This is a genomic window from Actinoplanes auranticolor, assembly GCF_018332655.1.
Lineage (GTDB): Bacteria > Actinomycetota > Actinomycetes > Mycobacteriales > Micromonosporaceae > Actinoplanes > Actinoplanes auranticolor.
The window spans coordinates 395,351-419,683 of sequence record NZ_BOQL01000026.1 but is presented as its reverse complement, the minus strand read 5'-3'; the positions used below and the strand labels follow the sequence as shown (position 1 = coordinate 419,683).

The window sequence follows — 24,333 nt, the reverse complement described above, 5'->3', positions numbered from 1 at the left end:
CAGAGCGGTCCGGCCCAGCAGTTCCCCGGCGAGCCGGCCTACCCGGGTGACGAGCAGCCCGCGCCCGGCGAGCCGTCCCGGCCGTCCAACGGCGTGCGCCGCAAGACCTTCGTCATCACGCTCGTCCCGCTCGCGATGACCGCCGCCCTGCTGATCGCCGGCAGCAACACCCCGGCCCGCGCCGAGCCCGAGTGCCCCGAGGGCCTGCCGTCCCGCCCGGCCGCCGCCGCGAAGAAGGAGGCGGCCCGGCAGTCGTCGGCCAAGCCCTCAGCGAGCCGCACCGCCGCCGCGAAGCAGAAGCCGACCGCCGAGCCGTCCGCCTCGGCCGGCCCGTCGGCCGCCGGCGACGCCGAGGCCGGCGACGAGACCGGCAGCGAGGCCGGCAATGAGGCCGGCAGCGACGGCACCGGCAACCCGATCGTGGACGGCTGGAACGGGCTCGTGGACGGCGTCGGCGATCTGCTCGGCATCGGCGAGGAGCAGGTCCCGGAGGCCGAGCCCACCGTGGAGCCGAGCACGACCACCGAGGCCCCCGCGTTTCCCGGGCCGACCGGCTCGGCCACCCCGTCGGGCGAGGCGTCCTCCCCGGGGCCCGGCCCCTCCGGCGGAAGCAGCCCCGGCCCGAGTGCGTCGGCGTCGGCCTCGGCGTCCCCGACGCCGAGCTCGAGCGACATCCCGTGCCTGGGGCCGCGCGTGTTCAAGGTGGCCGGCCCGGACGACGTCCCGCTCGTGTCCACCAAGGGCAGCACCCTGCAGACCGCCTCGCTGACGATGTACAACTCCACCTACGACGGCGTCGTGCAGCTGGACACCGCCAAGGGCAAGCTGACCGCGCTGAAGTTCAGCATGACCAAGGCGGTGAACGAGCCGTTCAAGCTGACCATCCCGGAGGCCGGTGGCCACACCACGCTGATCGAGAGCAACAAGCTCACCACCGACGGCAACGTGCGCTTCTACACCCCCGAGTTCAAGGGCAAGCTCTTCGGCGTCATCCCGGTGACCTTCACCCCTGAGTCGCCACCGCCGCTGACCCTGCCGGTCCTCTGGTTCACCGACGTGCAGATCAACCTGGCCTTCGTCCGGTGCGACACCCTGACCGGCCGGCCCCTCAAGGTGAGCGAGAAGGTGTGACCGGCCGGACGGCGCCGGCTCAGGAGGCCTTGCGGGTGCGGCGTTCGCGCCAGCCCTGGACGGCTTTGTCGGCGTCGATCGGCGGCAGCAGCACCGGCGGACCGTCCAGCAGGCCGGCGCGGGCCTTGCGCAGCTGCTCGTTGAGCCCGGCGACGTAGGCCCGCACGTCGGCCTCCGAGGTGCGCCGGTCGATGCTGTCGCGCAGGTCCTGAGCCTCGCGGCGCAGCGCCAGCGTGGGCGGCAGCGCACCGGCCGTCGCGCCCTCGCGGCGCAGCCAGTCCTTGACCCACCAGTCCTCGTCGTACTCCCGGCCGTGGTCGCTGAGCGGCTTGCCCGCGCCCGGGAGGTTGTCGAACTGGCCCTGCTCCTGGGCCTCACGGATCTTGCGGTCGATATGCGACTCGTACCAGCTCGCCATGATCCTCAGTCTAGGTCGGCGGCGGTGAGACCGGCGAGCAGGCGGCGCAGGCCCCACACGTACTGACCGGTGCCGACGGAGGCGGCCCTGACGTCGGCGGCTGCGGCGGTGCGGGGGAACGCCTCGGCGGGGATCGCCGCGAGGGCGGCCCGGCGGCCCGCGATCCGCTCCTGCTCCGGGGCCAGCGGGCCGGGCCGGGGCACGTCGGCCACCTCCAGGGCGATCGCGCCGAGGACGTAGGTCGTGATCGCGTACGAGCCGCGGGCGGCGGCCGCCTGATCGAGGCCCCCGTCGGCGAGCGCGTCGAGCAACCGCTCGCCCAGGGTGAGGGCGTGCGGCCCGTCCATCGGACCGCTGAGCAGCAACGGCACGGCGCCGGGGTGGGCGAGCAGCCGGGACCGCAGATCGAGGGCGAGGGCCTCGATGCGGCGGGGCCAGGGCCGCCGCCGGTCGGTGAGCACACCGTGGTCGACCTCCCCGAGCAGTCGTTCCACGAGGGCGGCGACGACCGCGCTCTTGTCCGGGAAGTAGGTGTACACCGCGTTGGGAGCCACGCCGACGGCTGCGGCGATGCGGCGGATCGACGCCGCGTCGGTGCCACCGATGTCGAGCAGGGCCAGGGCGGCCTCGAGGATCGTGTCCTCGGTGAGCGCCCGTCGCGGGCCTGGTCTGCGTCCGCCGGTATCGGTCACCACAACTCCCCGACTTTGTCTCTGCACCGTACAAGGATGGTTTCTCGTGGATCGTCGCCGCGTGCGCGGCCTGCTTCGCCGCGGTGCCCGGCTCCCGGTGCGGGATGCGCCGGCCTCGTCGGCAGCACGGGCTGGGGACTGTGGGTGGCGGCGCTGGGCGTGACACTTCGGTACGCGCCGAATCGTGCGCGCCGGACAATGGCGGCATGACGGCTCCCGCGCTGGCCCGCTTGGCCGCCCTGCTGGCCGACGACACCCGCGCCGCGTTCTGCCTGGCCCTGCTGGACGGCCGCGCGTGGACCGCCGGCGAGCTCGCCGCGCGGGCCGGGGTGGCCCCGGCGACCGCGACCGGGCATCTGCACAAGCTGGTCGCGGCGGGCCTGCTCAGCGAGCAGCGGCAGGGCCGCCACCGGTACGTGCGTCTGGCCGGCCCGCAGGTGGCCCACCTCATCGAGGACCTCGCCGCCCACCTGCCCCCGGCACCCGCCCCGGCCCGGACCCTGCGCGCCGCCACCGCCTCGGCCGCCCTCGCCCGCGGCCGCACCTGCTACGACCACCTCGCGGGGAGCCTCGGTGTCGCGGTCACCGACGCCCTGGAACGCACCGGCCGGCTCTCGCGCGACGCCGGCTTCGCCCTCACCCCCGCCGGGGTGCGGTGGCTGGACGGGCTGGCGCCGGTCCGGGCCTCCCGGCGCCCGCTGGTCCGGAGCTGCCTGGACTGGACCGAGCGGCGCGAGCACCTCGCCGGGGCCGCCGGGGCGTCGGTGTGTGCGTATCTGATCGGCCAGGGCTGGGTGGCGAGGGTCGGCACCGGGCGCGCCGTACGGGTCACTCCGGCCGGCGGGCCCGCACTCACCGAGCTGTTCGGCACCGACGCCGCGTGGAGTGCGTGATCCCGGCGTAGCGTGGGGGTCGTGCCCGTGACCCGCTCGGAGGAAACCATGCCGTACTCCCCCACCCGTTCCCTCGCCGACACGGTTGTGGCCGTCACCGGCGCGAGCGCCGGCATCGGTGCCGCCACCGCGCACGCGCTGGTCGGCGCGGGCGCCCGGGTCGCGGTGAGCGCCCGCCGTGAGGAACGGCTGGAGCAGCTCGTCGAGGAGCTCGGCAAGGACAACGTGGTGCCGGTCGTCGGCGACGTCCGCGACCCCGCCCACAACGAGGCGCTGGTGGCCGCGGCGGTGCAGCGCTGGGGCCGGCTGGACACGATGGTGGCCAACGCCGGCATCGGCGCCTACGGCGGCATCCTGGACCTGGGCGACGACCAGCTCACCGAGATGGTGGAGACCAACTACCTGGGCACGGTGTGGAGCGTCCGGTCGGCGGTACGCCGTTTCCGGGAGCAGGGCGAAGGCGGCGACGTGGTGATCGTCAGCTCGGTGGCGGGCTTCCGCGGCGGCGCCGACGAGGCTGTCTACGCGGGCACCAAGCACGCCCAGGTGGGCCTGGCCGGCTCCCTGGACCGGGAGCTGCGCGCGGAGGGCACCCGGGTGACGCTGATCTGCCCGGCCGGCACCGCAACGGAGTTCGCCATCGGCGCGGGCCGCACGGAGGGCTCCCCGGAGCTGGACGACTACCTGCGCCCGCAGGACGTCGCCCACGCCATCCGGGTGGTGCTGGAGCAGCCCCGCTCGGTGCGCACCACGGTCTGGCAGATGTGGTCCATGCAGCAGCAGAGCTGACCGCGGGCCGGACGAGCGGGCGGCGGCCGGCGTTTCTCACACGGTGAGGACGACCTTTGCGCGGGCGTGCTCCTGCTCGACGTACCGGATGGCCTCGGCCGTCTCGCTCAGCGGGTGGGAGCGGTCGATGACCGGGGTGAGCGTGCCGGCCTCGGCGAGCTCGCGCAGGGTCGCGAGGTTCGCCTCGCTGGGTGCCGTGTCCAGGATGACCACCCGGTGGCGGACGAAGCGGGCCAGCAGCCGGCCCTTGACCACAAGGCCGATCGGCCCGACCAGGCTGCCGCCCTCGGACACGCCGCCGCCGGACAGCACCAGCGTGCCCGTGGGTGTGAAGGCGCGGCGGAGGTCGCCCAGTGAGCGGTTGCCGACCAGGTCGAACACGACGTCGTAGCGCCGGCCGTCGCGGGTGAAGTCGTCCCTGGTGTAGTCGACGACGTGGTCCGCGCCGAGGGACCGGACCAGCTCGGCGTTGCGGGTGCTGCACACGCCGGTCACGTGCGCGCCGTAGGACTTGGCGAGCTGTACGGCGAACGTACCGACACCGCCGGACGCGCCGTTGATGAGCACCCGCTGTCCCGGCTGCACGCGGGCCACGTCGCGCAGGCCCATGAGCGCCGTGTTGGCCGCGAGCGGGAGCGCCGCGGCCTGCTCGAAGGTCAGGTTGGCCGGCTTGCGGTCGACCAGGTCGTCCCGGACGCTCACGTATTCGGCGAACGCCGCCCGGACCTCGCCGTACACCTCGTCGCCCACGCGGAGGCGGGTCACGTCGCCGCCCACCGCTTCCACCACTCCCGCGAAGTCCGTGCCCAGGGTCCTGACCTTGGGAGCACGGAGGCCGAACGCCAGCCGGGCCAGGTACGGATCGCCGCGCATGGTGTGCCAGTCGCGGGCGTTGACCGAAGCGGCGCGGACCCGGACCAGTACCTCGTTCGCGGTGGGCACCGGCTTGTCGATGTCGGCGTACCGCAGCACGTCGGGTGGGCCGTACCGGTCGTGGACGATCGCCTTCATGGAGCCTCCTCAGCCTCAGGTGTACGGCGTACACCACAACAGGGACGGTAGGGTGTACGCCGTACACCTGTCAAGCCCGGAGGTAACCGAGATGACCCCGCCCGCGGAAAAACGCACTCCGTTGAGCAGGGAGCGGGTGCTGCGGGCCGCGGTCGCGCTCGCCGACGACGGCGGCATCGAGTCGCTCAGCATGCGCAGACTCGCGAGCGAGCTGGGTGTCGTGCCGATGGCGCTCTACAAGCACGTGGCCAACAAGGACGAGCTGCTCGACGGCGTGGTCGACGTCGTCGTCGGCGAGATCGACCCGCCGGGCACCGGCGCCGGCTGGAAGGCCGCGGTCCGGCAGCGGATCCTCTCGGCCCGGAGTGCCCTGCAGCGGCACTCCTGGGCGGCGCAGGTGATCGAGTCACGCAGCACGCCGACCTCGGCCGTGCTCGCCTACCTGAACTCGATGATCGGCCTGTTCCGCGAGGGCGGCCTCTCGATCGACCTGACCCACCACGTCATGCACGCGATGGGCAGCCGGATCCTTGGGTTCAGCCAGGAGCTGTTCACCGCCGCGCCCGCCGTCGAGCCACCGGCCCCGGCGGCCATGGCGCAGCTGGCCGGCACCTTCCCGTACGTCGCCGAGCTCGCCAGGGCGGCCGCCCACACCGAGGACTCGGTCGTCGGCGCGGGCTGCGACGACCAGTTCGAGTTCGAGTTCGCGCTGGACCTGCTGCTGGACGGCATCGAGCGGCTGCATCGAAGCGGCTGGATGTCGGCACAGTAAAGTCACCTTGTAATAAAAGCCCTCCCCCGAATCCCCAGGAGACCTCGTGAGGCGATCCATCAGCGCGGCGCTTGCCGTCGTGATGACCGCGGGCACCGCGCTCGCCGTCGGCGAGCCCGCCGCGGCCGGGCGGCCGGCGCGCGGCAGTGTCGTGACCGGCACCTACTCCGCCGGCGCGGCGCACGCCTGGCAGCCGTTGCCGAGTGTCCGCACCGGACCCGACCGCGGCGGGGCCAGTGACGCGACCGTCGTGATCGACCCGAGCCGGGAGCGGCAGCGCTACACCGGCGTCGGCTTCTCCCTGGACGAGACGAGCGTCTCCAACCTGTGGAAGCTGACCCCGGCCGAACGCGAGCGGGCCGTACGCCTGCTGGTCGATCCCCGGACCGGTGCGGGCCTGGACCGGTTCCGGCTCACCATCGGCAGCCCGGACCTGATCGAGCACCTGCCGTTCTGGTCCTACGACGAGCTGCCCGCCGGGGTCACCGAGGACTTCGGCCTGAAGTACTTCTCGATCCAGCGTGACGTCGACGCGCGCATCATCGACACCGTCAAGCTGATCCAGCGATACAACCCGAAGGCCACCTTCTTCGCCTCCGCGTGGAGCGCGCCGGCCTGGATGAAGACCAACAACCGCTTCACCGGCGAGGTCGCCCTCAAGCCGGGCAGCACCACCGAGTACTACCAGGTGGGCAAGCTGCGCGACGACGCGATCGACGTGTTCGCCCGCTACTACGTGAAGTACCTCCAGGCGTACGCGCGGCACGGCATCCGCATCGACGCGCTGACGCTGCTCAACGAGCCCGGCATCGACGTGGTCTACCCGGCGATGGACATCAGCATCGCCCAGCAGCAGCGGCTCGCCCTGGCCATCAAGCGCGAGCTGGCCGCGCACCGGCTGCGTACGCAGCTGTACGTGCACGACTTCAACTTCTGGGACTGGAAGGACCCGAACAGCACCGCGACCAAGAACTACCACCGCATCTTCGACGACCCCCGGGTCCGGGCGGCGAGCGACGCCATCGCCTTCCACCCGTACTGGGGTGACCCGGCGGTGATGCGTGACGCATACGAGCAGACCGGCAAGCCGGTGCACATGACCGAGACCAGCGACCTGTCCCCCGCCACGGTGCTGAGCTACTTCCGCCTGGACGCCTCGTCGTACGTGCTGTGGGCGCAGGCGACCGATCAGGACGGCGGGACGCTGCACTGGACGCCGTCGCGCGACAACAACGTGGACTGGGACGAGGTCGGCCGCACCACCAAGTGGCCGAACCGTCTGGTCAAGGTGGACACCACGGCCCGTACGTTCACCGTCCGCGACGAGCTCTACGCCCTCGGCCAGTTCGCCCGCCACCTCGGCCCGCAGCACGTCCGGGTCGAGTCCAGCGCCACCGCCGGCGGCATCAGCAACGTGGTGTTCCGCGACCGCGGCGACGGCTTCGTGGCGGTGCTGGGCAACAGCACCGCGACCGACCGTACGGTACGGGTCGTGCTGGCCGGCGAGTCCTTCACCACCACCGTGCCGGCGAACTCGTACGCGACGTACCGCTGGACCGGCCACGTCCCGTCGGCGCACCGCAACCACGCGCCGGTGCTGCGGGAGCTCCCCGCCGTGGTCGCCGACCAGTACGGCACCACGCGGATCCAGCTCTCGGCGCGCGACCGGGACCGCGACCGCCTCGGCTACTACGCGACCGACCTGCCCGACGGCGTCACCGTGGACGCGGGCACCGGCCTGGTGACCCTGCAACCGACGGTGGCCGGCGAGCTGGACCTGACGTTCTCCGTCACCGACGGCGCGGCCTCCGACCGGGTCACCGTGCACGTGACGGTGCGCCCGCGCGGCGCTCCGGCCGGGGCCCGGGTCGAGGCGGAGTCGTACACCGCGCAGCACGGCTGGGCCGAGGGCGGCGCGTCGTTCGTCGAGAACAACCCGGCGGCCAGCGGCGGGAAGAACATCGGCTGGACGGCCCCGGGCAACTGGCTCACGTACCGGGTGGACGTGGCGCAGGCCGGCCGCTACGACCTGGAACTGCGGGTGGCCAACGGCACCGGGGCGGTGGCGGCCGATGCGGTGTCCCTGCGCGACGCCGCCGGGACGGTGCTGGCCAGGGCCTCGGTGCCGGACACCGGTGGCTGGGCGGCGTACCAGTCCGTGCACGTGCCGGTGGAGCTGGCCGCGGGCGACCAGCTGGTGACGCTGTACTGCGAGACCGGCGGCTTCAACCTGGACTACCTGCGCCTGACCGCGTAGTCACCCGGTCCCGGCCCCTCACCACCGAGGGGCCGGGACTCCCACACATTGACTCTGATCAATCGCAAAAATAGGCTGCTGGGAGCGCTCCCAATCTCACCCGTCTATGGATTCGGAAGATCAGATGACAATTCGTCGTACCGTGCTGGCCGCCGGCGCCGTCGCGGCGCTGACCGCGGGCACCCTGGCCACGGTCACGCTGCCGGCCACGGCGGCGGCCACGGGATGCTCGGTCACCTATACGGTGCAGAGCCAATGGTCCGGTGGGTTCGCCGCCGACGTGGCCGTCACCAACCTCGGCTCGGCCGTCACCAGCTGGTCGCTGGCGTTCGACTTCCCGAGCACCGACCAGAAGGTCAACCAGGGCTGGAGCGCCACCTGGACGCAGTCGGGCGCCCGGGTCACCGCGGCCAGCATGAGCTGGAACGGCTCGCTCGGCACGGGGGCGTCGACGTCGATCGGCTTCACCGGCGCGTGGAGCGGCACCAACCCGAAACCGGCCACCTTCTCGCTCAACGGCGTCGAGTGCACCGGTTCCGTCGTCACGCCGACGTCGGGCCCCACCTCCGTACCGCCGAGCACCCTGCCGGCCACCACCCCGCCGGTCACCCCGCCGCCGAGCGGGCCCGCTCCCGAGCTCGAGGTGTCCGGCAACAAGATCGTCACCGCGGACGGCCGGGCCTACCGGCTGCTGGGGGTCAGCCGCTCCAGCGGCGAGTTCGCCTGCGTGCAGGGCAAAGGGCTGTGGGACGCCGGCCCGGTCGACCAGGCGTCCGTCGACGCCATGAAGACCTGGAACATCCACGCCGTCCGCATCCCGCTGAACGAGGAATGCTGGCTCGGCGTCAACGGCGAGCCCAGCGGCGCCGAGTACCAGCAGGGCGTCAAGGACTATGTGGACCTGCTGGTGGCCAACGGCATCAACGTGATCCTGGATCTGCACTGGACCTGGGGCGCGTACACCACGGGGCCGGACTGGCACTGCACGGACGAGCACGCGACCTGCCAGAAGCCGGTGCCGGACGCGCGCTACGCCCCGCAGTTCTGGACCAGCGTGGCCAACACGTTCAAGGGCAACGACGCGGTCGTCTTCGACTTGTTCAACGAGCCGTACCCGGAGATCGCCAGCGAGTGGAACAAGACGCCGGGCTGGCAGTGCCTGCGGGACGGTGGCACCTGCACCGGCATCGCGTACGAGGTGGCCGGCATGCAGGACCTGGTTGACGCGGTCCGGGCCACCGGCGCCACCAACATGCTGATGGTCAGCGGGCTGGAGTGGACCAACGATCTGCGGGAGTGGCTGGCGTACCTGCCGGACGACCCGCTGCACAACATCGCGGCGTCGTGGCACGCCTACAGCTTCAACGCCTGCGTCACCGAGGCGTGCTGGGACAGCCAGATCGCGCCGGTGGCCGCGCAGGTGCCGGTGGTGCTGGGCGAGTTCGGCCAGGACACCTGCACCTTCGAATACATGCAGCGGCTGGTGGACTGGGCCGACGCGCACGGCCTGGGCTACCTGGCCTGGACCTGGAACCCGTGGGGCTGCACCGGCGGCGCCGTACTCATCAAGGACTGGGCCGGCACCCCGGAGCCCGGCGTCGGCGAAGGCTTCAAGGCCCATCTCCTGACGCAGACCCCGTACCTCTGACCACCCCGGCCGCGGGCGTCACCCGGCTTGCCGGTGGCGCTCGCGGTAGGTGCGGGTCTTGTGGCGGTTGCCGCAGACCTCCAGCCCCGGCGACGCCCAGCCCACCCACGAGCTCTGGCACCGGCTGATGCACGACGAGTTGGGCTTTTACCGGTAGGGCGCCCACGGCTCGGACCTCGGCGCGGGCGTCACCGTCCGGCTCGGGCAGACCCATCCCGAAGCGGTGGCCGGCATCCACGTACTGACCATCGGCGACCCGCCCACCCACGACCCGGCCGGCCTGACCGACGAGGAACGGGCCTACCTGGAGGCCAAGGCCGCCTGGCACGTCACCGGGGGCGGCTACTCCCACGAGCAGCGCACCCGCCCGCTCACCCTCGCGCAGGGGCTGTCCGACTCACCGTCGGGCCTGCTCGCCTGGATCCTCGAGAAGTACCGGGCGTGGAGCGACTGCGGCGGCGACGTCTCCCGCCGGTTCAGCGACGACTTCCTGCTCACCCAGGCCTCGCTGTACTGGTTCACCAACTCGATCTCCACCTCGTTCCGCCCCTACTACGACGGCGACCGGGGCCTGCTGGCCGACCGCGGACCCGTCGAGGTCCCGACCGCGGTAGCACTGTTCCCCGCCGAGATCGGCGCTCCGCCACCCCGCAGCCGGCGGGCCCGCGAAGGCGGCTACATGCACGAGCAGTCCACCAAGCCGCACACCCTGGCCGCCGCGCTCGGCGACTCCCCCGCGCGGCTGGACCGACTGCGGTGGCGACGTGGAGAGCGTCTTCTCCCGCGACGAGCTGCTGACCTGGGTAACGGCGTACCGGGTCTCCGGCGCCATCGGGACGTCGTTCACGCCGTACGCGGCGGCCGGTCCCGAGCCCGGCCGGAGCACGCCGCCGGCGGTCTGCACGATCTTCCGCCACGACCTGGCCAACGCGCCCCGCGAGTTCGCCGAACGGTTCTTCGACGTCCGCGTGTGGCGCGAGGAGGCCCACGGCGGTCACTTGGCCGCCTGGGAACAACCGGCCCGGTACGCGGCCGGCATCCACGACGCCGCACGACTCGCGCCGGTGCCGTCCTGACAGGATTCACACACTTGTGCCCGACAGTCGTCGCATGCGTACAACGATCATCCGCGCTGTCGCCGGGTCCGTGCTGACTGTGGCCGTACTGACCGGCTGCAGCGGCCCGGCGGCCGACGAGCAGCGCCCGGACATCGCCACCCTGCGGACCGCCGAGCCCGCCTCGGCCGCTCCCCCCTCGCCGGCCGGGCGGGAGCGACCGGTGATCCGCCCCGACGAGGGCCGGGAGGAGTTCGACCGGTACGTGGCGGTCTGGCAGGAGTGCCTGTTCGGCCGCGGGGTCCCCCGCGTGCCGAAGGGCGACAAGCCCCAGCTGGACGGGCACGAGACGGCGACCGCCGAATGCGAGCATCTGTACCCCGAGAACTGGATGGAGAGGGAGGCGCGGACCAACCCGGAGTACACCGACCGGCTGCGCGACACGGCGAAGTGCCTGAAGGCCAAGGGACACGAGGTCACCGTCGGCGGCGATCCGGTGGCCCTGATGTACGGCGACAACACGAGCGCCAACAAGGCCTACGACGACGAGCAGGAATGCCAGCGGACGGCGTTCCGCGAGGACATCAAGAAGTACGACGGCGGCTGAGTCCGTGCCCCGCCGAGCTCAGAGGACCCGGGTGACTCCTTCGGCGGTCATCCGGGCGTCGAGGGCGTCGCGGTCGAGGTTGGCGCAGAGCACGATGGACGCCCCGGCCGCCAGCGGGTCCAGCAGCCATTGCACGGGCTGCTCGTGCTCGGCCGCGTCGACCAGCACCCGGTCGCCGGGGCGCAGCTGCAGGGGGGCCGCGATGCTGTGCGCGATGTCGCTCCACTGGGCGTACGTCGTGCCGTCCGGGCTCGCCGCGTCGCCGGGGCGCAGGGCCGCGTACGCCGGCACGCTGTCCGGAGACCGGGGCACCTCGGCCGCGAAGTCCCGGGGGTCCGGCAGCAGCGCCGACACGGCAGCGGTCAGCTCGGGCATCGCCGGCTCCCCTCCTAAGCGCCGTCGTCCAGGTCGCGCAGCGCCCGGCGCAGCAGCTCCGGGGTGCGGGCCGGTGGCTCGGCCTCGATGGTCAGGCGGCCCATCGCGGCGGCGTAGTGGTCGACGTCCTCGCGCTTGTCCAGGTAGAGACCGCTGGTCAGGTGCTCCAGGTAGACCACGTCGGGCATGTCGGGGTACGGGAAGCGCAGGATGGTGAACGCGCCCCCGGCCGCGGCGTGCCCGCCGGACTCGAACGGGATCACCTGAAGCCGGACGCTGGGCTGCTCACACATGGCCAGCAGCGACTCGATCTGCTCGCGCAGCACTTCGCGGCCGCCGATCGGGCGGCGCAGCACCGCCTCGTCGAGCACCGCCCAGAGCCGCGGCGACTCGTGCCGCTGCAACATCTGCTTGCGCGCCATCCGGAGGTCGGCGCGGCGGTCGATCTCCCCGGTCGTCGCGCCGCCGTGCCCGAGCATGATGACCGCCCGGGCGTACGCGTCCGTCTGCAGCAGACCCGGCACGAACTGGATCTCGTACGTGCGGATCAGCTCGGCGGCCTGCTCGAGGTCCAGGTAGTTCTGGAACCAGGTGCTGAGCACGTCGCCGTACGAGTGCCACCAGCCCGGGTTGTTGGCCTCGCGGGCCAGGGTGAGCAGGCGTTCCTTCTCGACCTCGTCCTCGACGCCGTACAGCTTGAGCAGGTCGACGACGTCGCGCTCCTTGAAGCTGACGCGGCCGACCTCCATCCGGCTGATCTTCGACTCCGAGGCGCGGATCTCGTAGCCCGCCTTGTCGCGGGTGACGCCCTTGGCCAGCCGCAAGGTGCGCAGGCGGGCACCGAGCTGCAAGCGGCGGACCGTGGGCCCGTCGTTCTGCGCCGTCGTCACTGGTGTTCCCGTCGTCGTTTACGGTTTGCGGCCCACGGCACAGTACTGGTCGATCTCGGGCGCGTTCTCGGCACCCGGCTCGGGCTTCCAGCGGGTCACCGGGACCACGCCGGGCTCGACGAGCTCCAGGCCCTCGAACAGACCGGCGATCCGGGCGGCGCTGCGCAGGTGGTACTTCGGGTTGGCGGAGACGTTCCAGATCCGGACGGCCTCGTTGTTGGCCTCGCTGGTGTCGCTGCCGTCGTACATCGCCAGGTAGCTGCCCGGGGCGAGGCGCGACATGATCTTGCCGATGATCGCCTTGGCCTCGGCGTCGTCCTCGATGTGACCGAGAATGCCCATCAGGAACAGCGCCACCGGCCGGTCGAGGTCGAGCGTGCGGGCGGCCTCGCGCAGGATCGTGTCGGAGTCGCGCAGGTCGGCGTCGATGTAGTCGGTGGCGCCCTCGGGGCTCGTGGTCAGCAGGGCCCGGGCGTGCGCGAGCACCAGCGGGTCGTTGTCCACGTAGACGATCCGGGCGTCCGGGGCGACCTGCTGCGCGACCTCGTGGGTGTTGTCGGCGGTGGGCAGGCCCGTACCGATGTCGAGGAACTGCCGCACGCCCGCCTCGCCGGCCAGGTAACGCACCGCGCGGGCCAGGTAGGCCCGGGAGAGCCGGGCGTTCTCGGCGAGCTGGGGCAGCGATGCGATGATCTGGTCGCCGACCTCCCGGTCGACGGCGAAGTTGTCCTTGCCACCCAGCAGGTGGTTCCAGATCCGGGCCGTCTGCGGGACGGTGGTGTCCAGTTTGGGCATTTCCTGCTGGCCGTCAGCCACGTGCACATCCCTTGCTCGAGCGGAACCACGCCGGGTGGATCGGCGCAAGCATAAACCGCCCATCGAGCGCAGGCGTGCGCCGAACGGTCATACTCCGCGGGCTATGCGGGAAGCACCGGTACGCCGTCAGCGCTCAGTCGCCGTACGGTTTCGTCCTGTGACGAAGCATCGGTGATGACGCCCGCGACGGCGCTCAGCGGCAGCACGGCGAAGCGCGAAGCGGCGCCGATCTTCTCGGTGCTCGCCAGCACGTAGGTGTCCGCGGCCCGCTGGGCCAGAGCCCGTTTCATCGCGGCCTCGTCGGCGTCGCCGGTGGTCAGTCCGGCGTCGGGATGCACGCCGGTGACGCCGAGCAGGAACACGTCGGCGTGCACCACCTGGGCGGCCTCGACCGCCGCCGCGCCGCAGGCGACCATCGAGTGCCGGAAGAGCCGGCCGCCGAGCACGTAGACCTCCACCGAGGGATGCCCGGCCAGCGCGGCGACGACGGTCGGGCTGTGCGTGACGATCGTGGCCTCCAGGCCGGCCGGGAGCGCCCGGGTCACGGCCAGGGCGGTCGTGCCGCCGTCGAGGATCACCGTGCTCCCCGGCCGGATCAGAGCCGCGGCGGCCGCGGCGACGCGCTGTTTGCTGTCGACCTCGACCGCGCGCCGGGTGCCGTAGTCGGCCACTGCCGGCGAGGCGGGCAGGGCGCCGCCGTAGACCCGCTGGCAGAGGCCGGCGGCGGCCAGCTCCCGCAGGTCCCGCCGGACGCTGTCCTCGGAGACGCCGAGCTCGGCGGCCACGTCCTTGGCCACCACCCGCCGGTCCCGGTCGAGCCGGGCGAGCAGGAAGTCCTTACGTTGCGCAACCAGCATGCACGTTTCTCCTCGTTCTTCTTTGTTTTTGCCGAGTCTAGCGTTAATCTGGCGCCATGAAGCCCATGATGATCCTCATTGCCGGCCCCTACCGCTCCGGCACCGGCGGAGACCCCGACCGGATCGCGGCCAACCTGGCCCGCCTCGAGGAGGCGGCGTGGCCGATCTTCCAGGCCGGGCACGTGCCGATGATCGGTGAGTGGGTGGCACTGCCGGTGCTGGACCAGGCGCACGGTGCGGCCACCGCCGAGGACGTGCTCTACCCGACGGCCCAGCGGCTGCTGCAGCACTGCGACGCGGTCCTGCGCCTGCCCGGCGAGTCCACCGGCGCCGATCAGGACGTGGCCATCGCCCGGGAGCGCGGGCTGCCGGTCTATCACCGGATCGAGGAGATCCCCGGGCACGTCGCCCAACCCGCCTGAGCCTTGACTAGGGCCGGGCCGGCTCGGAATCCGTCACGTCGGCGAAGGTCGCGTCCAGCACCTTCGCCGCCTCGTCCGCGGCCACCTGCAGACCCACCCCGCGCTCGCCCGCGCCGAGGCCGATCGTGCGGCCGCGCAGGCGCTCGTCGGCGATCACCGGCCAGGGCGTCGCGGATCCGAACGGAGTGATGGTGCCGCGCTCGTAGCCGGTGGCCTGCTTGGCCGTCGCGGCGTCCGGCATCGACAACCGGTTGACGCCGAGCAGGGCCCGCAGCTTGGGCCACGAGATCACCCGGTCGCCGGGCACCAGGACGAACACGTACTGATCCTCGGCCCGGCGTACGACCAGGGTCTTGACCAGGTCTCGAACCTGCATGCCCTAGGCCGCGGCCGCCTCGGCGACGCTGCCGACCGGCCCGTGCCGCAGGACGCGGTGCGCGATCCCGGCCGCTTCGACGGCCTGCACGGCGGGTCCTGGCATGAGATCACCTTACCCAGGCGGCCGGGGCGCCCCGCCAGTCGCGGGAATCGCCACGCGGGCTCCGGCCGCGGGCGTAGCGTCGGGCCGTGGGTGGGGGTTCCGGCACGAGCACCGGCCCCGGCGCCGGTTCGCGGTCGCCGGGACGTCGCTCGGTACGCGTGCTCGCCCTGGTCATCGCGCTCGGGCTGCTCGGCACCACGCTGGCCGCACTGGCGTTGCGACGCGCCGACCAGGATCGGGCGGTACGGGCCCTGCAACAGCACTCCATGATCGTGGCGCAGACGGTGGCCGCCGAGGTCCGCCGCTACAGCACCTCCCTGACCGACCTGGCCGCCGCCGTCGGTGCCCAGGCCCAGCTGGAGTCGGCCGAGTTCACCGCCATCGTCGCCGCGGTCGACCAGCAGCGGCTGCCCGGCGCCAGCGGCGTGGCCTTCGTGGTGCCGGCGAGCCGGGCGCGCATCCCGGAGGTGCAGCGGTTCTGGCGGGACCGCGGTGATGGCAGGCTGACCCTGCAGCCGGTGCCGAACGCCGAGGGCGACCACCTGTTCATCGTGCTGCACCGCTCCCTCGACCGCGGCGAGTCGCTGCTCGGCCGTGACCTGGCCGGTTCGCCGGCCGCGGCCGCGGCGATGCGGCTGGCCCGGCAGAGCCACCGGGTCACGACGAGCAACACCTACCGGCTGATGAAAGACCAGTCCCTGCCGGCGACGCAGCAGCAGCTGTCGTTCGTGCTGGCCGCCCCGGTCTACGCCACCTCACCGGCGGCGCCCGACACCGGGCAGTTCCGGGGCTGGCTGACCATGGGGTTGCGCGGCGGCGACTTCCTGCGGCAGGCCATCGGTGTGGTGGCCGGCGAGGCAGTGGCGGTCACACTGTTCGACCCCGCCCCCGGCACGCCGGTCCCCGTCGCGAGCTGGATGCCGCGGGCCCGGCTGCACGACGATCCGGCTCCCCGCGACGTCCCGGTCACCGTGCCCGAGCGCACCTGGCGGCTCGTCGTCCAGCCCACCGACCGGTTGCTGCCCGGCGCCGCCATGCACCTGGACGCCGCCGCGTGGATCATCGGCGTGGTCCTGACCGTGCTGATCGCCGGGCTGACCGGCACGGTGCTCACCTCGCGCAACCGGGCCCTGCGCCGGGTCGACGAGGCCACCACCGCGCTGCTGCACGACATCGAGCGGCGCGAGGCCGTCGAGCAGCAGCTGCGGCAGCGCGAGACCGAGCTGGTCGGCTTCGCCGGCATCGTGGCCCACGATCTGCGCAGCCCGCTGGCCCGGATCACCGGCTACGCGGACTTCCTGCGCGAGGAGGCCGCGGCCGGGCTGGAGCCGCTGCACCGCGACTTCCTGGAACGGCTGTACGGCGGCGCCCAGCGCATGCAGACCCTCATCGACGACCTGCTCGACTACGCCACCGCCGAGAACCGGACGCTGAACACCACGACGGTCGACCTGAAGGCACTGGCCGACGACATCGCCCAGGAACGGCTCAGCGAGGCGCGGCAGTCGGACATCCTGATCGTGGTGGATCCGCTGCCGGCCGTACCGGGGGATGCCACGCTGCTGCGCCAGGTGCTGGACAACCTGATCGGCAACGCGGTGAAGTACACCGCCGAGGGTCTGCAGCCGTACGTGCGGATCAGCAGCCGGCCCGAGGGCGACGCCGTCCGGATCGACGTGGCCGACCGCGGCATCGGCATCCCGGAGGATCAGCGCGACACCGTCTTCACCGCCTTCGCCCGGGCGACCGGCAGCGAGGGTTATCCGGGCACCGGCCTGGGGCTGGCCATCGTGGCCCGGATCGTCGAGCGGCACGGCGGCCGGGTCGGCATCGACGACAACCCGGGCGGCGGCAGCCGTTTCTGGTTCACGCTGCCGCTCGCGCCCCGGCCCGCCGGCGCGGTCCCCACGGGCCCGGCCGACTGGGTTATGGTCGCTCAGTGATCCCGGTGGAGGCAGTCGCGGCGGCGTACGCCCGCTGGATCACGCCCGCCCTGCCGCTCTACGGCAACGACCACGAGCGGGCCGACTTCGCTCCCTGACGCAGCCCGGCACCGGCGCGTCCGTACCAGTCCCCATCGCAGGGAGCGATGTGTCATGTCCGCTGTCAGTTCGTCCCCGCCCCGGGTCCGCGCGGTGCTGCGCGCGCCGCAGGTCTCCCGGGTCCTGCTCGCCAGCCAGATCGGCCGCCTACCGCTGGCCTCCGGCCCCCTCGCCCTGCTGCTGTTCGCCCGCCAGTCCTTGAGCCTGACCGCCGCCGGCCTGCTGGTGGCGGCGTACACGGCGGCGATGGCGGTGAGTGCTCCGCTGCTGGCCCGCACGGTCGACCGCTGGCGCCAGCCGCCGGTGCTGTGGGCCTCGGCGCTGGTGTCCGGGGCCGGATTCGCCCTCGTCGCGGCCGGCGGGCACCGTCTTCCGACCGCCGCCGCCGGGGCGGCGCTGGCCGGCCTCGGCACCCCGCCGCTGGAGGCGTGCCTGCGCGCGCTGTGGCCGGACCTGCTGGCCCCGGACGTGGTCCCCGCGGCGTACGCGCTGGACATCGCCGTCCAGGAGGTGATCTTCGTGGCCGGCCCGCTGACCACGGTCGCCGCCGTGGCCCTGGGTGGCCCGGCCGCCGGCCTGCTCACCGCGGCCGTGTTGCAGCTGGCGGGCACCGCCGTGTTCGCGATGACGCCGGCCGTGCGCTCGTGGCGCGGGGTGCGGGCCGTACGGCACTGGGCCGGACCACTGCGCTCGCACCGCTTGGCGCTGATGCTGGCCGGAGTGCTCTGCGTGGGCCTGGCGTTCGGCAGCATCCCGGTGGCACTGACCGGGTACGCCGAGGCCGCGGGAACCCGATCGCTGAGCGGCTGGCTGCTGGCGGCCCAGGCGACCGGGGCGCTGGCCGGTGGCCTGATCTACACCCGGGCCCGGCCCGGCGGACCGATCCGCCTGCCGGTGCTCGCCGCCGCACTGACGGCCGGCTTCCTGCCGCTGCTGCTCACGCCGCGACCGGTGCTGATGGCGGTGCTGCTGGCCCTCAGCGGGCTGGCCCTGCCACCGTTGCTCACCGCGGTGTTCCTCGCGGCCGACCGGCTCGCGCCCGCGGGCACGGTCGCCGAGGCGTTCGCCTGGGTGGCGACCGCCTTCGCGGTCGGCAGCGCCATCGGTTCGGCGGCCACCGGTCCCCTGGTAGCTGCGGGCGTCCGGTGGGGCTTCGCCCTCGCGCCCCTGGCCGCGCTGGTCTGCGTCACGGTGCTCACCGTCGTGGCCCGATCCGGGTCGGCGCCGGCCCGGGCGGCCGCCGCATGACCGGGCACATCGTGTGGGACTGGAACGGCACCGTGTTCGGTGACAGCCGGGCGCTGATCGACGCGACCATCGATGCCTTCGCCACGTGCGGTCTGCCCGGTGTCACCCGCGCGGCCTACCAGCGCCGTCACACCCAGCCGATCACCACCTTCTACGAGCGGCTCGCCGGCCGGCCGCTGACGGACGACGAGCAACGGCAGCTCGACGAGTGCTTCCGCGCCGCGTACGCCCGGCACCGCGCGGCGGTGACCCTCACCGCCGACGCGATCAACGCGTTCTCCCGGTGGACGGCCGCCGGCGGCCGGCAGTCGCTGCTCTCGATGTACCCGCACGAGCAGCTCGTCCCGCTGATCACCGAGGCCGGCATCGGGCACCATTTCACCCGCGTCGACGGCAGCACCGGCCGCGACCTGGCCCACAAGGCGCCGCATCTGCGCCGGCACCTGCACGAGCAGGGCATCGCGCCGCACCGGGCGATCGTCGTCGGGGACAGCCTCGACGACGCCCGCGCGGCCCGCGAGTGCGGCGTCCGGTGCGTCCTCTACCACCCGGGCGAGGACGCGCTGCACGTCCGCGAGCATGTCGCCGAAGCCGGCGTGCCCGTCGTATCGACGCTGACCGCCGCGGTGGAGCTGCTGCTCAACCGCCCGGGACCATCCAGCTGAGCACGGGCGTGCCCTGCAACGTGACCAGGACACACATGACCAGCAGCACCAGGCTCCAGCCGACCACCTTGCGGAAGATGTCAACCGGTCACCGCCACCCCGATCCAGCCCAGGATCGACGACAGGAAGATGAACAGCCCGCCGGCCTGGGCCGGGAACTCGCCGAGAGTGTTGGTCTGGCCTGACTGATTGAGCACATAGGCCAGCGCCAGCACGGCCATGACGGTGACGACGGCGACCACGAGCGCGACCAGGAGCCCAATGATCCCGGCCAGCCAGGCGCGCATCCGCAGGGCACCGAGCAGAATGAACAGGGTGAGCAGCGACAACGCCACGAACAGGGCGGAGAGCGCCAGGGAACCGCCGGCGGGGTCGGTCACGATCGGGAACTGGTCCGACCTGGCACCCATTCAGGATCGTCAATGGTAGGCACCACAATTCAACGCTTCGGGCGCGCTCGTGACATGGTGGACAGCGGCGAGTGGGCCGCCGCTGGCAATGCGCGAGGCAGCAACGGCCCGGCCGGTCGCCAGGGGCGTGTCCTTTGTGCAACCTGCACCGAGTACATGACCTTGACGTGCCAAAATCGCCGATCCGGGCGCGGGACGGCCGAAATCTGTGCTCACCGCCTGTTGCCTCCGCGTCACCGTCCGTACTCTGTTGGTCAAATAGCCATCGATCAACTTCAGTGGTGTGAGGCGTCGATGGTCACTCGACCGGCAACATTGCGGGGAGCACAGCATGGTCATCAAGATTGTCGATCAGATCAACGACGACGAGCTCGCCGAGGCGGCCTGGCAGCTGTACTACGCCGCATTCCATGAGCTGAACGCGATGGCGGTGCAGCGGCACCTGATGTACCGCCACGAATTCGACGAGGTCATGAACGACACGCGGGTCCAGAAGTACCTCTGCCTGACCGATGACGGGACGCTCTGCGGTCTGGCCACGTACACCAGAGACCTCGAGGCGGTGCCGTTGATCGCGCCGCAGTACTTCGAGCGCCACTGGCCCGAGCACTATGCGGGCAAACGGATCTGGTACATCGGATTCGTCGCGGTTCACCCCAAGTCCCAGGGCCGGCACATGTTCCGGCAACTCGTCGAGCAGTTGTACGTCACCGCCGCTACCCAGAACGGGCTCGTCGGTATCGACATCTGCTCGTACAACGACGAGGTGCTCAACTTCTCGCACATCTTCCGGTCCATGGTGGAGCGCCTCACCGACAACATGCGCTTCCAGCGGATCGACCAGCAGTCGTACTGGCTCTACGACTTCAGTGCGGAAGCCGCGGCGGCCTGAGGGTCTCCGGACATCACGCCATAAGCATCTCCTTCGCACGAGCTGGGCGGGCTGACGCTCCACCGCGGCGCTGCCGAAACCTCGGAGCTGTCACTTCGAGGTACGCCGCAGGGAGCGTCCGCCGGCCTACTACCACCGTCCGGCCGGGCGCCACGGAGTCACCGGTCCGTGGCTTCCGGCCGTCGTCGGTCACCTGAGCCGTCTCCTTCCGTCGCCTGGTCTCCTTCCGTGGGTTCGGGTTCAGTAGTGGTATCCGCGGGCCCCCACCGGTTCATGTGACCCTTTGGTCGACGGGGGCCCTTCCGGTAACGCGATGGTCCGGCCGTCCACGCCCCGGCCGATGGCCGCGTACGCCTCGGGCCGCGCGGCCCGCATGACCAGCGCCCAGCCGACGCCGATCGCCGCGACCCCGCAGTAGAGCACCGGGACCAGCCATTGGAAGGGCGAGTCGCCGGAGACCTGCAGGAGCTCGCCGAACCCGATGATGGTGATCCCGAGGACGGCGCTGAGCAGCAGGAAGGCGATCAGCGGGGCGATCTGCGAGCGCCAGACGTTCTCCCGGCCGCGGTTGCGGACGAAGAACGCGAGCACCGCGAACGATGCGCTCCACATCAGGAACAGCACCCCGAGCCCGCCGATCGTGGTCAGCCAGGCGAACACGTAGAACAGCGGTTCCAGGCCGGCCACGGCGTAGGCCGAGAGCACACCGATGGCGAGCACGCTCTGGGTGATCGAGCCCAGCAACGGCGCACCGGTACGCGGATGCGTCCGTCCATAGGCGGCGGGCAGCACACCCTCACGCCCGAGCGCGAACTGGTAGCGGGCCACCGCGGCGTGGAACGCCAGCAGCGCGGCGAAGACGCTGGTCATGAACAGGATGTAGCCGATGTCGACGAGGATCCCCGGCACGTGCGGCGCGACCAGCTCGAAGACCATGTCGGTCCGGTTGGCCTGGGCCGCCGCCACCACCCCGGTCGGACCGGTGGTCACCGACATCGCCCACGCCGACAGCCCGCAGAGCAGGCCGGCGAGGATGACGGCCAGGTGGGTGGCCCGGGCGATGGTCCGCTTGGGGTCCTTGGCCTCCTCCGAGAGCACGACGGTGGCCTCGAAGCCGACGAAGCCGGCGATGGCGAGCACCAGCATGGGCCCGACGTCGGCGGTGAACAGCGGTCCCGGGTTGAGCGTGGCGAAACTGACGCTGCCGCCCGCCGGGTTGGCGATCATCACCACGTCGTAGATCAGCACCACGCTGATCTCGGCGATCAGCAGGACCGCCAGCACCTTGCCGCTGAGGTCGACCCAGAGCAGGCCCAGCACCGAGACGACCGCCCAGGCGGCCAGCGCGCAGGCGAACCAGCCGACCTTGAGCCCGAACGCCGCCAGGATGTCCGAGGCCGCCGAGCCGAACAGACCGAACAGACCGATCTGCATCAGCGAGTACGCCGGTAGCGCCACGAACGCCGCCCCCACCCCGGCCAGCCGCCCCAGCCCATGGCTGATGTACGCGTAGAAGGCACCGGAGTTGACGATGTGCCGGCTCATCGCCACGAATCCCACCGTGAAGATGGACAGGATCCCGGCGGTGACCAGGTAGACCACGGGCACCGCGGTGTTGCCGATGATCGCGTAGATGGCGGAGATCGCGCCGATGATGACGGTCAGCGGGGCGGCCCCCGCCACTCCGAAGAACACCACCGACGGGACGCCGAGCCGGTTGCGCGCCAGTGCGCTGGAGATGATGTCCGGCTCGGCGGGTTCCTTACGCGCCATCAACAGCCTCCCGGCCCATTGATCGAAGTTGTCCTGACGGCGGTGGTGCCGCCCGCGAGAGCTCACCGACGGCCGACGGCGAGGACCGACCCGACACTGGCCTCCGTGTGCTCGATGAGCTGGCGCAGGTCCTCGGGCAGGGCCGCCACGGTGTTGGGCAGGATCGAGAACGCGGACCGGTGCGCCTCGAAGTCCCAGAGCACGTGGCGGGTCAGACCGGTGGCGGCGATGAGGCCGGCCAGCACCCGGTCGGTGATGGACATGTCGAGGCCGCGGACCAGGATGTTGGCCAGCCGCATGGGCGCCCAGGCCGCGGCGTTGCGCTGCAGCTCGTTGTTGGGCATGTAGAAGGTCTGGGTGCTCAGCATCCGCCGCCGGGTCACCGACTCCACCGCACCCGAGCGCTCGAGCCGCTCCCCCACCCGGACCGCCGCGTCCTGCGAGAGGTAGGCCAGCCACGTCCGCACGTCGCGGTGCTGCGGCTGGGCGATGAGGAGGTCGAGGACCGCGTGGTCGAGCCCGTCGCGCGGTGGTTGGTTGCTCACGATCTCCAGATCACCCGCGAAGATCCGGATCTTGTTGTCGAGGATGAGCTCGCCCAGCAGCGACGCGGCCAATCCGATGCCGGTGGCCCGCGGATGCAGCCGCGAACGGCCGGTCCGGTCCTCGTGAGCGATCAAATAGAACTGGTCAGCCAGCACGCCGCCACTCCCTAGAACATCGACCTGGGATTCGTCAGGGACAACTGCCTGTATAGACCGCACTAACTCCCTGTCCGGTGCATCATGTACCCGGCGCTAAGGTCAACACAAGAAGTACTAGACTCGGAATCACGTCGTGATTTTTTTGCCGGAGGATGGGTCCGGCGCCAGACGTGGATGCCAAAGTGAATCCCATTCCCGAGGACCGAGGGGGCGGCCGTGTCCACTGACGAGGGCCCGACACTGCGACGACGCCGACTGGGCGCGGAATTGAAGCGGTGCCGCGAGGAAGCCGGCCTGACCCAGGAGACCGTGGGGCGCCATTTCGAGTGGCACGCGGCCAAGGTGACCAGGATCGAGACCGCGCGCGTGGCGGTGACCGCCCGCGACGTCAAGGACCTGCTGACCCTCTACGGCGTGCAGGACGAGAACTACCGCGAGGCGCTGATGGCGCTGGCCCGGATGTCGCGCGAGCGCACCTGGTGGACCGACTACCGGGACATCATGCGCCCGGGCAACTTCGTGGGCCTGGAGGCGGAGGCGTCGACCCTGCTGGCCTGGGAACCCATCGTGCTGCCGGGTCTACTGCAGACGGAGGCGTACATCCGCGCGCTCATGCGCACGGGCCGGGCGCAGGATCCCCAGCACCTGGTCGACCGCCGGGTCGCGCTGCGGCTCAAGCGGCAGGGCCGGCTGCGGGCTACGAATCCACTGGAACTCCTCGCCCTGGTCGACGAATCCGTGGTGCGACGGGTCATCGGCGGCCCGGATGTCATGGACGAGCAGCTGAAGCACCTGATTGAAACCGCGCAATTACCGACGGTGACGTTGAAAATTCTCCCCTTCGATGCCGGCGAACACCCCTTCCTGGGCGGCTCAGCAGCGCTTTTGGCGTTCCGGGAGACCACTCATTTGGATGTAGTTTACCTAGAGGGTCTTGCGGGCGACTACTACGAAGAGCAACATTCAGAGGTCGCCCGCTACCGTGACGAGTTCGAGCGACTGAGCGCCAAAGCCCTCGATCCCCGCTTGTCCATCAAGCTGATCGAGGGCCTGCTTCGCGGATAGGCCGGAACCACCGAATGCCTGCACGAACCCGTGCAGGGAGAACGACAACCGCATATTGAAGGGAGGTGCTTGGCATGCCTGCGCACCATCTCGACGCTGCCGTCTGGAAGAAAAGCAGTCGTAGCAACGGAAACGGTGGCAACAACTGTGTCGAGGTCGCATTCCTCGACACAGTTGTCGCCGTACGCGACAGCAAGAACCCTACGGGTCCAGCTCTCATCTTCAACCCGTCGGACTGGGCCGAGTTTGTTCACTCGGCAAAGGACGGCGAGTTCGATAACAACAGATGAGAGGTTACCGATAGGTGCGCAACGATGGGAAGTAGTCAATCAACGTCAACTTCCCGAACGGCAAGATCCGTTTCAAGATAGTGAAACGTCTGCGCCGGCCGAATCGTTGCGCACGATCGGGACCTTGAGG

General features: G+C 71.5%; 24 protein-coding genes and 2 pseudogenes. 15 read left to right on the top strand and 11 right to left on the bottom strand.

Annotation, left to right across the window (positions count from 1 at the left end; genetic code table 11):
* Positions 1–1,131, top strand: a pseudogene (locus tag Aau02nite_RS17755) (hypothetical protein); the annotation flags it as partial.
* Between the two features lie 19 nt (positions 1,132–1,150).
* On the opposite strand, the gene Aau02nite_RS17750 reads toward Aau02nite_RS17755, so the two are convergent.
* Both Aau02nite_RS17750 and Aau02nite_RS17745 read right to left on the bottom strand, forming a co-directional pair.
* Positions 1,151–1,549, bottom strand: coding sequence for a DnaJ family domain-containing protein (locus tag Aau02nite_RS17750; protein ID WP_212989524.1), 399 nt, complete (start codon positions 1,547–1,549; stop codon positions 1,151–1,153).
* 5 nt (positions 1,550–1,554) lie between these two features.
* Positions 1,555–2,241: a TetR/AcrR family transcriptional regulator gene (locus Aau02nite_RS17745; RefSeq protein ID WP_212989523.1), complete on the bottom strand. Its 687-nt coding sequence runs from the start codon at positions 2,239–2,241 to the stop codon at positions 1,555–1,557.
* Between the two features lie 206 nt (positions 2,242–2,447).
* Here Aau02nite_RS17745 and Aau02nite_RS17740 point away from each other — a divergent pair, with 206 nt between their 5' ends.
* Together Aau02nite_RS17740 and Aau02nite_RS17735 are read left to right on the top strand one after the other, a co-directional pair.
* Entirely contained in the window at positions 2,448–3,134 is a 687-nt protein-coding gene (locus Aau02nite_RS17740) for an ArsR/SmtB family transcription factor (protein ID WP_212989522.1), read from the top strand.
* A gap of 21 nt (positions 3,135–3,155) precedes the next feature.
* Positions 3,156–3,923 (top strand): SDR family oxidoreductase, encoded by a 768-nt coding sequence (locus tag Aau02nite_RS17735; protein WP_212989521.1) that lies wholly within the window; start codon positions 3,156–3,158, stop codon positions 3,921–3,923.
* 36 nt (positions 3,924–3,959) lie between these two features.
* Here the strand turns inward: Aau02nite_RS17735 and Aau02nite_RS17730 are convergent, their stop codons facing one another.
* The gene (locus Aau02nite_RS17730) at positions 3,960–4,934 is read right to left on the bottom strand and encodes an NAD(P)-dependent alcohol dehydrogenase (RefSeq protein ID WP_212989520.1); all 975 of its coding nucleotides are present in this window, start codon (positions 4,932–4,934) and stop codon (positions 3,960–3,962) included.
* A 91-nt stretch (positions 4,935–5,025) separates the two neighbouring features.
* On the opposite strand from Aau02nite_RS17730, the gene Aau02nite_RS17725 reads away from it, so the two are divergent.
* From Aau02nite_RS17725 to Aau02nite_RS17705, 5 genes are all read left to right on the top strand, one after another.
* Positions 5,026–5,706 carry a TetR/AcrR family transcriptional regulator gene (locus Aau02nite_RS17725; RefSeq protein ID WP_212989519.1) on the top strand — a complete coding sequence of 227 codons (681 nt, stop codon included), beginning with the start codon at positions 5,026–5,028 and terminating at the stop codon, positions 5,704–5,706.
* 46 nt (positions 5,707–5,752) lie between these two features.
* Positions 5,753–7,963: a carbohydrate-binding protein gene (locus tag Aau02nite_RS17720; RefSeq protein ID WP_212989518.1), complete on the top strand. Its 2,211-nt coding sequence runs from the start codon at positions 5,753–5,755 to the stop codon at positions 7,961–7,963.
* Positions 7,964–8,087: 124 nt separating this feature from the next.
* Positions 8,088–9,611 carry a cellulase family glycosylhydrolase gene (locus tag Aau02nite_RS17715; protein WP_212989517.1) on the top strand — a complete coding sequence of 508 codons (1,524 nt, stop codon included), beginning with the start codon at positions 8,088–8,090 and terminating at the stop codon, positions 9,609–9,611.
* A 764-nt stretch (positions 9,612–10,375) separates the two neighbouring features.
* Positions 10,376–10,687, top strand: coding sequence for a hypothetical protein (locus tag Aau02nite_RS17710; RefSeq protein WP_212989516.1), 312 nt, complete (start codon positions 10,376–10,378; stop codon positions 10,685–10,687).
* Between the two features lie 34 nt (positions 10,688–10,721).
* On the top strand, positions 10,722–11,273 hold the full coding sequence (locus Aau02nite_RS17705; protein WP_212989515.1) for a hypothetical protein: 552 nt from the start codon (positions 10,722–10,724) through the stop codon (positions 11,271–11,273).
* Between the two features lie 18 nt (positions 11,274–11,291).
* Here Aau02nite_RS17705 and Aau02nite_RS17700 read toward each other — a convergent pair whose 3' ends face one another.
* The 4 genes from Aau02nite_RS17700 to Aau02nite_RS17685 all read right to left on the bottom strand — a co-directional run bounded on the left by Aau02nite_RS17700 (position 11,292) and on the right by Aau02nite_RS17685 (position 14,211).
* Positions 11,292–11,648: a hypothetical protein gene (locus Aau02nite_RS17700; protein WP_212989514.1), complete on the bottom strand. Its 357-nt coding sequence runs from the start codon at positions 11,646–11,648 to the stop codon at positions 11,292–11,294.
* A 14-nt stretch (positions 11,649–11,662) separates the two neighbouring features.
* Positions 11,663–12,538, bottom strand: a complete 876-nt coding sequence (locus Aau02nite_RS17695) for a Sco1979 family transcriptional regulator (RefSeq protein WP_212989513.1) — start codon at positions 12,536–12,538, stop codon at positions 11,663–11,665.
* Between the two features lie 18 nt (positions 12,539–12,556).
* Positions 12,557–13,333 carry an SAM-dependent methyltransferase gene (locus Aau02nite_RS17690; protein ID WP_307857904.1) on the bottom strand — a complete coding sequence of 259 codons (777 nt, stop codon included), beginning with the start codon at positions 13,331–13,333 and terminating at the stop codon, positions 12,557–12,559.
* Positions 13,334–13,455: 122 nt separating this feature from the next.
* Entirely contained in the window at positions 13,456–14,211 is a 756-nt protein-coding gene (locus tag Aau02nite_RS17685) for a DeoR/GlpR family DNA-binding transcription regulator (protein WP_212989511.1), read from the bottom strand.
* Between the two features lie 56 nt (positions 14,212–14,267).
* On the opposite strand from Aau02nite_RS17685, the gene Aau02nite_RS17680 reads away from it, so the two are divergent.
* A complete protein-coding gene (locus Aau02nite_RS17680) occupies positions 14,268–14,633 on the top strand; it encodes a DUF4406 domain-containing protein (RefSeq protein ID WP_246595221.1) in 366 nt (121 codons plus the stop codon).
* A 7-nt stretch (positions 14,634–14,640) separates the two neighbouring features.
* On the opposite strand, the pseudogene Aau02nite_RS17675 reads toward Aau02nite_RS17680, so the two are convergent.
* Positions 14,641–15,114: pseudogene (locus tag Aau02nite_RS17675) on the bottom strand (aminoacyl-tRNA deacylase).
* An 86-nt stretch (positions 15,115–15,200) separates the two neighbouring features.
* On the opposite strand from Aau02nite_RS17675, the gene Aau02nite_RS17670 reads away from it, so the two are divergent.
* The 3 genes from Aau02nite_RS17670 (at position 15,201) to Aau02nite_RS17660 (ending at position 19,069) form a co-directional block, all read left to right on the top strand.
* Positions 15,201–17,057: a sensor histidine kinase gene (locus Aau02nite_RS17670; RefSeq protein ID WP_212989510.1), complete on the top strand. Its 1,857-nt coding sequence runs from the start codon at positions 15,201–15,203 to the stop codon at positions 17,055–17,057.
* A 153-nt stretch (positions 17,058–17,210) separates the two neighbouring features.
* Positions 17,211–18,404 carry an MFS transporter gene (locus Aau02nite_RS17665; protein ID WP_212989509.1) on the top strand — a complete coding sequence of 398 codons (1,194 nt, stop codon included), beginning with the start codon at positions 17,211–17,213 and terminating at the stop codon, positions 18,402–18,404.
* Positions 18,401–19,069: an HAD family hydrolase gene (locus Aau02nite_RS17660; RefSeq protein ID WP_212989508.1), complete on the top strand. Its 669-nt coding sequence runs from the start codon at positions 18,401–18,403 to the stop codon at positions 19,067–19,069. The genes Aau02nite_RS17665 and Aau02nite_RS17660 overlap by 4 nt, the downstream gene beginning before the upstream one ends.
* 80 nt (positions 19,070–19,149) lie before the next feature.
* On the opposite strand, the gene Aau02nite_RS46495 is transcribed toward Aau02nite_RS17660, so the two are convergent.
* Positions 19,150–19,479 carry an L-lactate permease gene (locus Aau02nite_RS46495; RefSeq protein WP_246595220.1) on the bottom strand — a complete coding sequence of 110 codons (330 nt, stop codon included), beginning with the start codon at positions 19,477–19,479 and terminating at the stop codon, positions 19,150–19,152.
* 331 nt (positions 19,480–19,810) lie between these two features.
* Here Aau02nite_RS46495 and Aau02nite_RS17650 point away from each other — a divergent pair, with 331 nt between their 5' ends.
* Complete coding sequence (locus Aau02nite_RS17650; protein WP_212989507.1) at positions 19,811–20,371, top strand: GNAT family N-acetyltransferase; 561 nt, start codon at positions 19,811–19,813, stop codon at positions 20,369–20,371.
* A 240-nt stretch (positions 20,372–20,611) separates the two neighbouring features.
* Here the strand turns inward: Aau02nite_RS17650 and Aau02nite_RS17645 are convergent, their stop codons facing one another.
* Positions 20,612–22,144, bottom strand: coding sequence for an APC family permease (locus Aau02nite_RS17645; protein WP_212989506.1), 1,533 nt, complete (start codon positions 22,142–22,144; stop codon positions 20,612–20,614).
* 62 nt (positions 22,145–22,206) lie between these two features.
* A complete protein-coding gene (locus Aau02nite_RS17640; RefSeq protein ID WP_212989505.1) occupies positions 22,207–22,845 on the bottom strand; it encodes a GOLPH3/VPS74 family protein in 639 nt (212 codons plus the stop codon).
* A gap of 219 nt (positions 22,846–23,064) precedes the next feature.
* Here Aau02nite_RS17640 and Aau02nite_RS17635 point away from each other — a divergent pair, with 219 nt between their 5' ends.
* On the top strand, positions 23,065–23,913 hold the full coding sequence (locus Aau02nite_RS17635; protein ID WP_212989504.1) for a helix-turn-helix domain-containing protein: 849 nt from the start codon (positions 23,065–23,067) through the stop codon (positions 23,911–23,913).
* A 74-nt stretch (positions 23,914–23,987) separates the two neighbouring features.
* Entirely contained in the window at positions 23,988–24,203 is a 216-nt protein-coding gene (locus Aau02nite_RS17630) for a DUF397 domain-containing protein (RefSeq protein ID WP_212989503.1), read from the top strand.
* Positions 24,204–24,333: the final 130 nt, after the last annotated feature.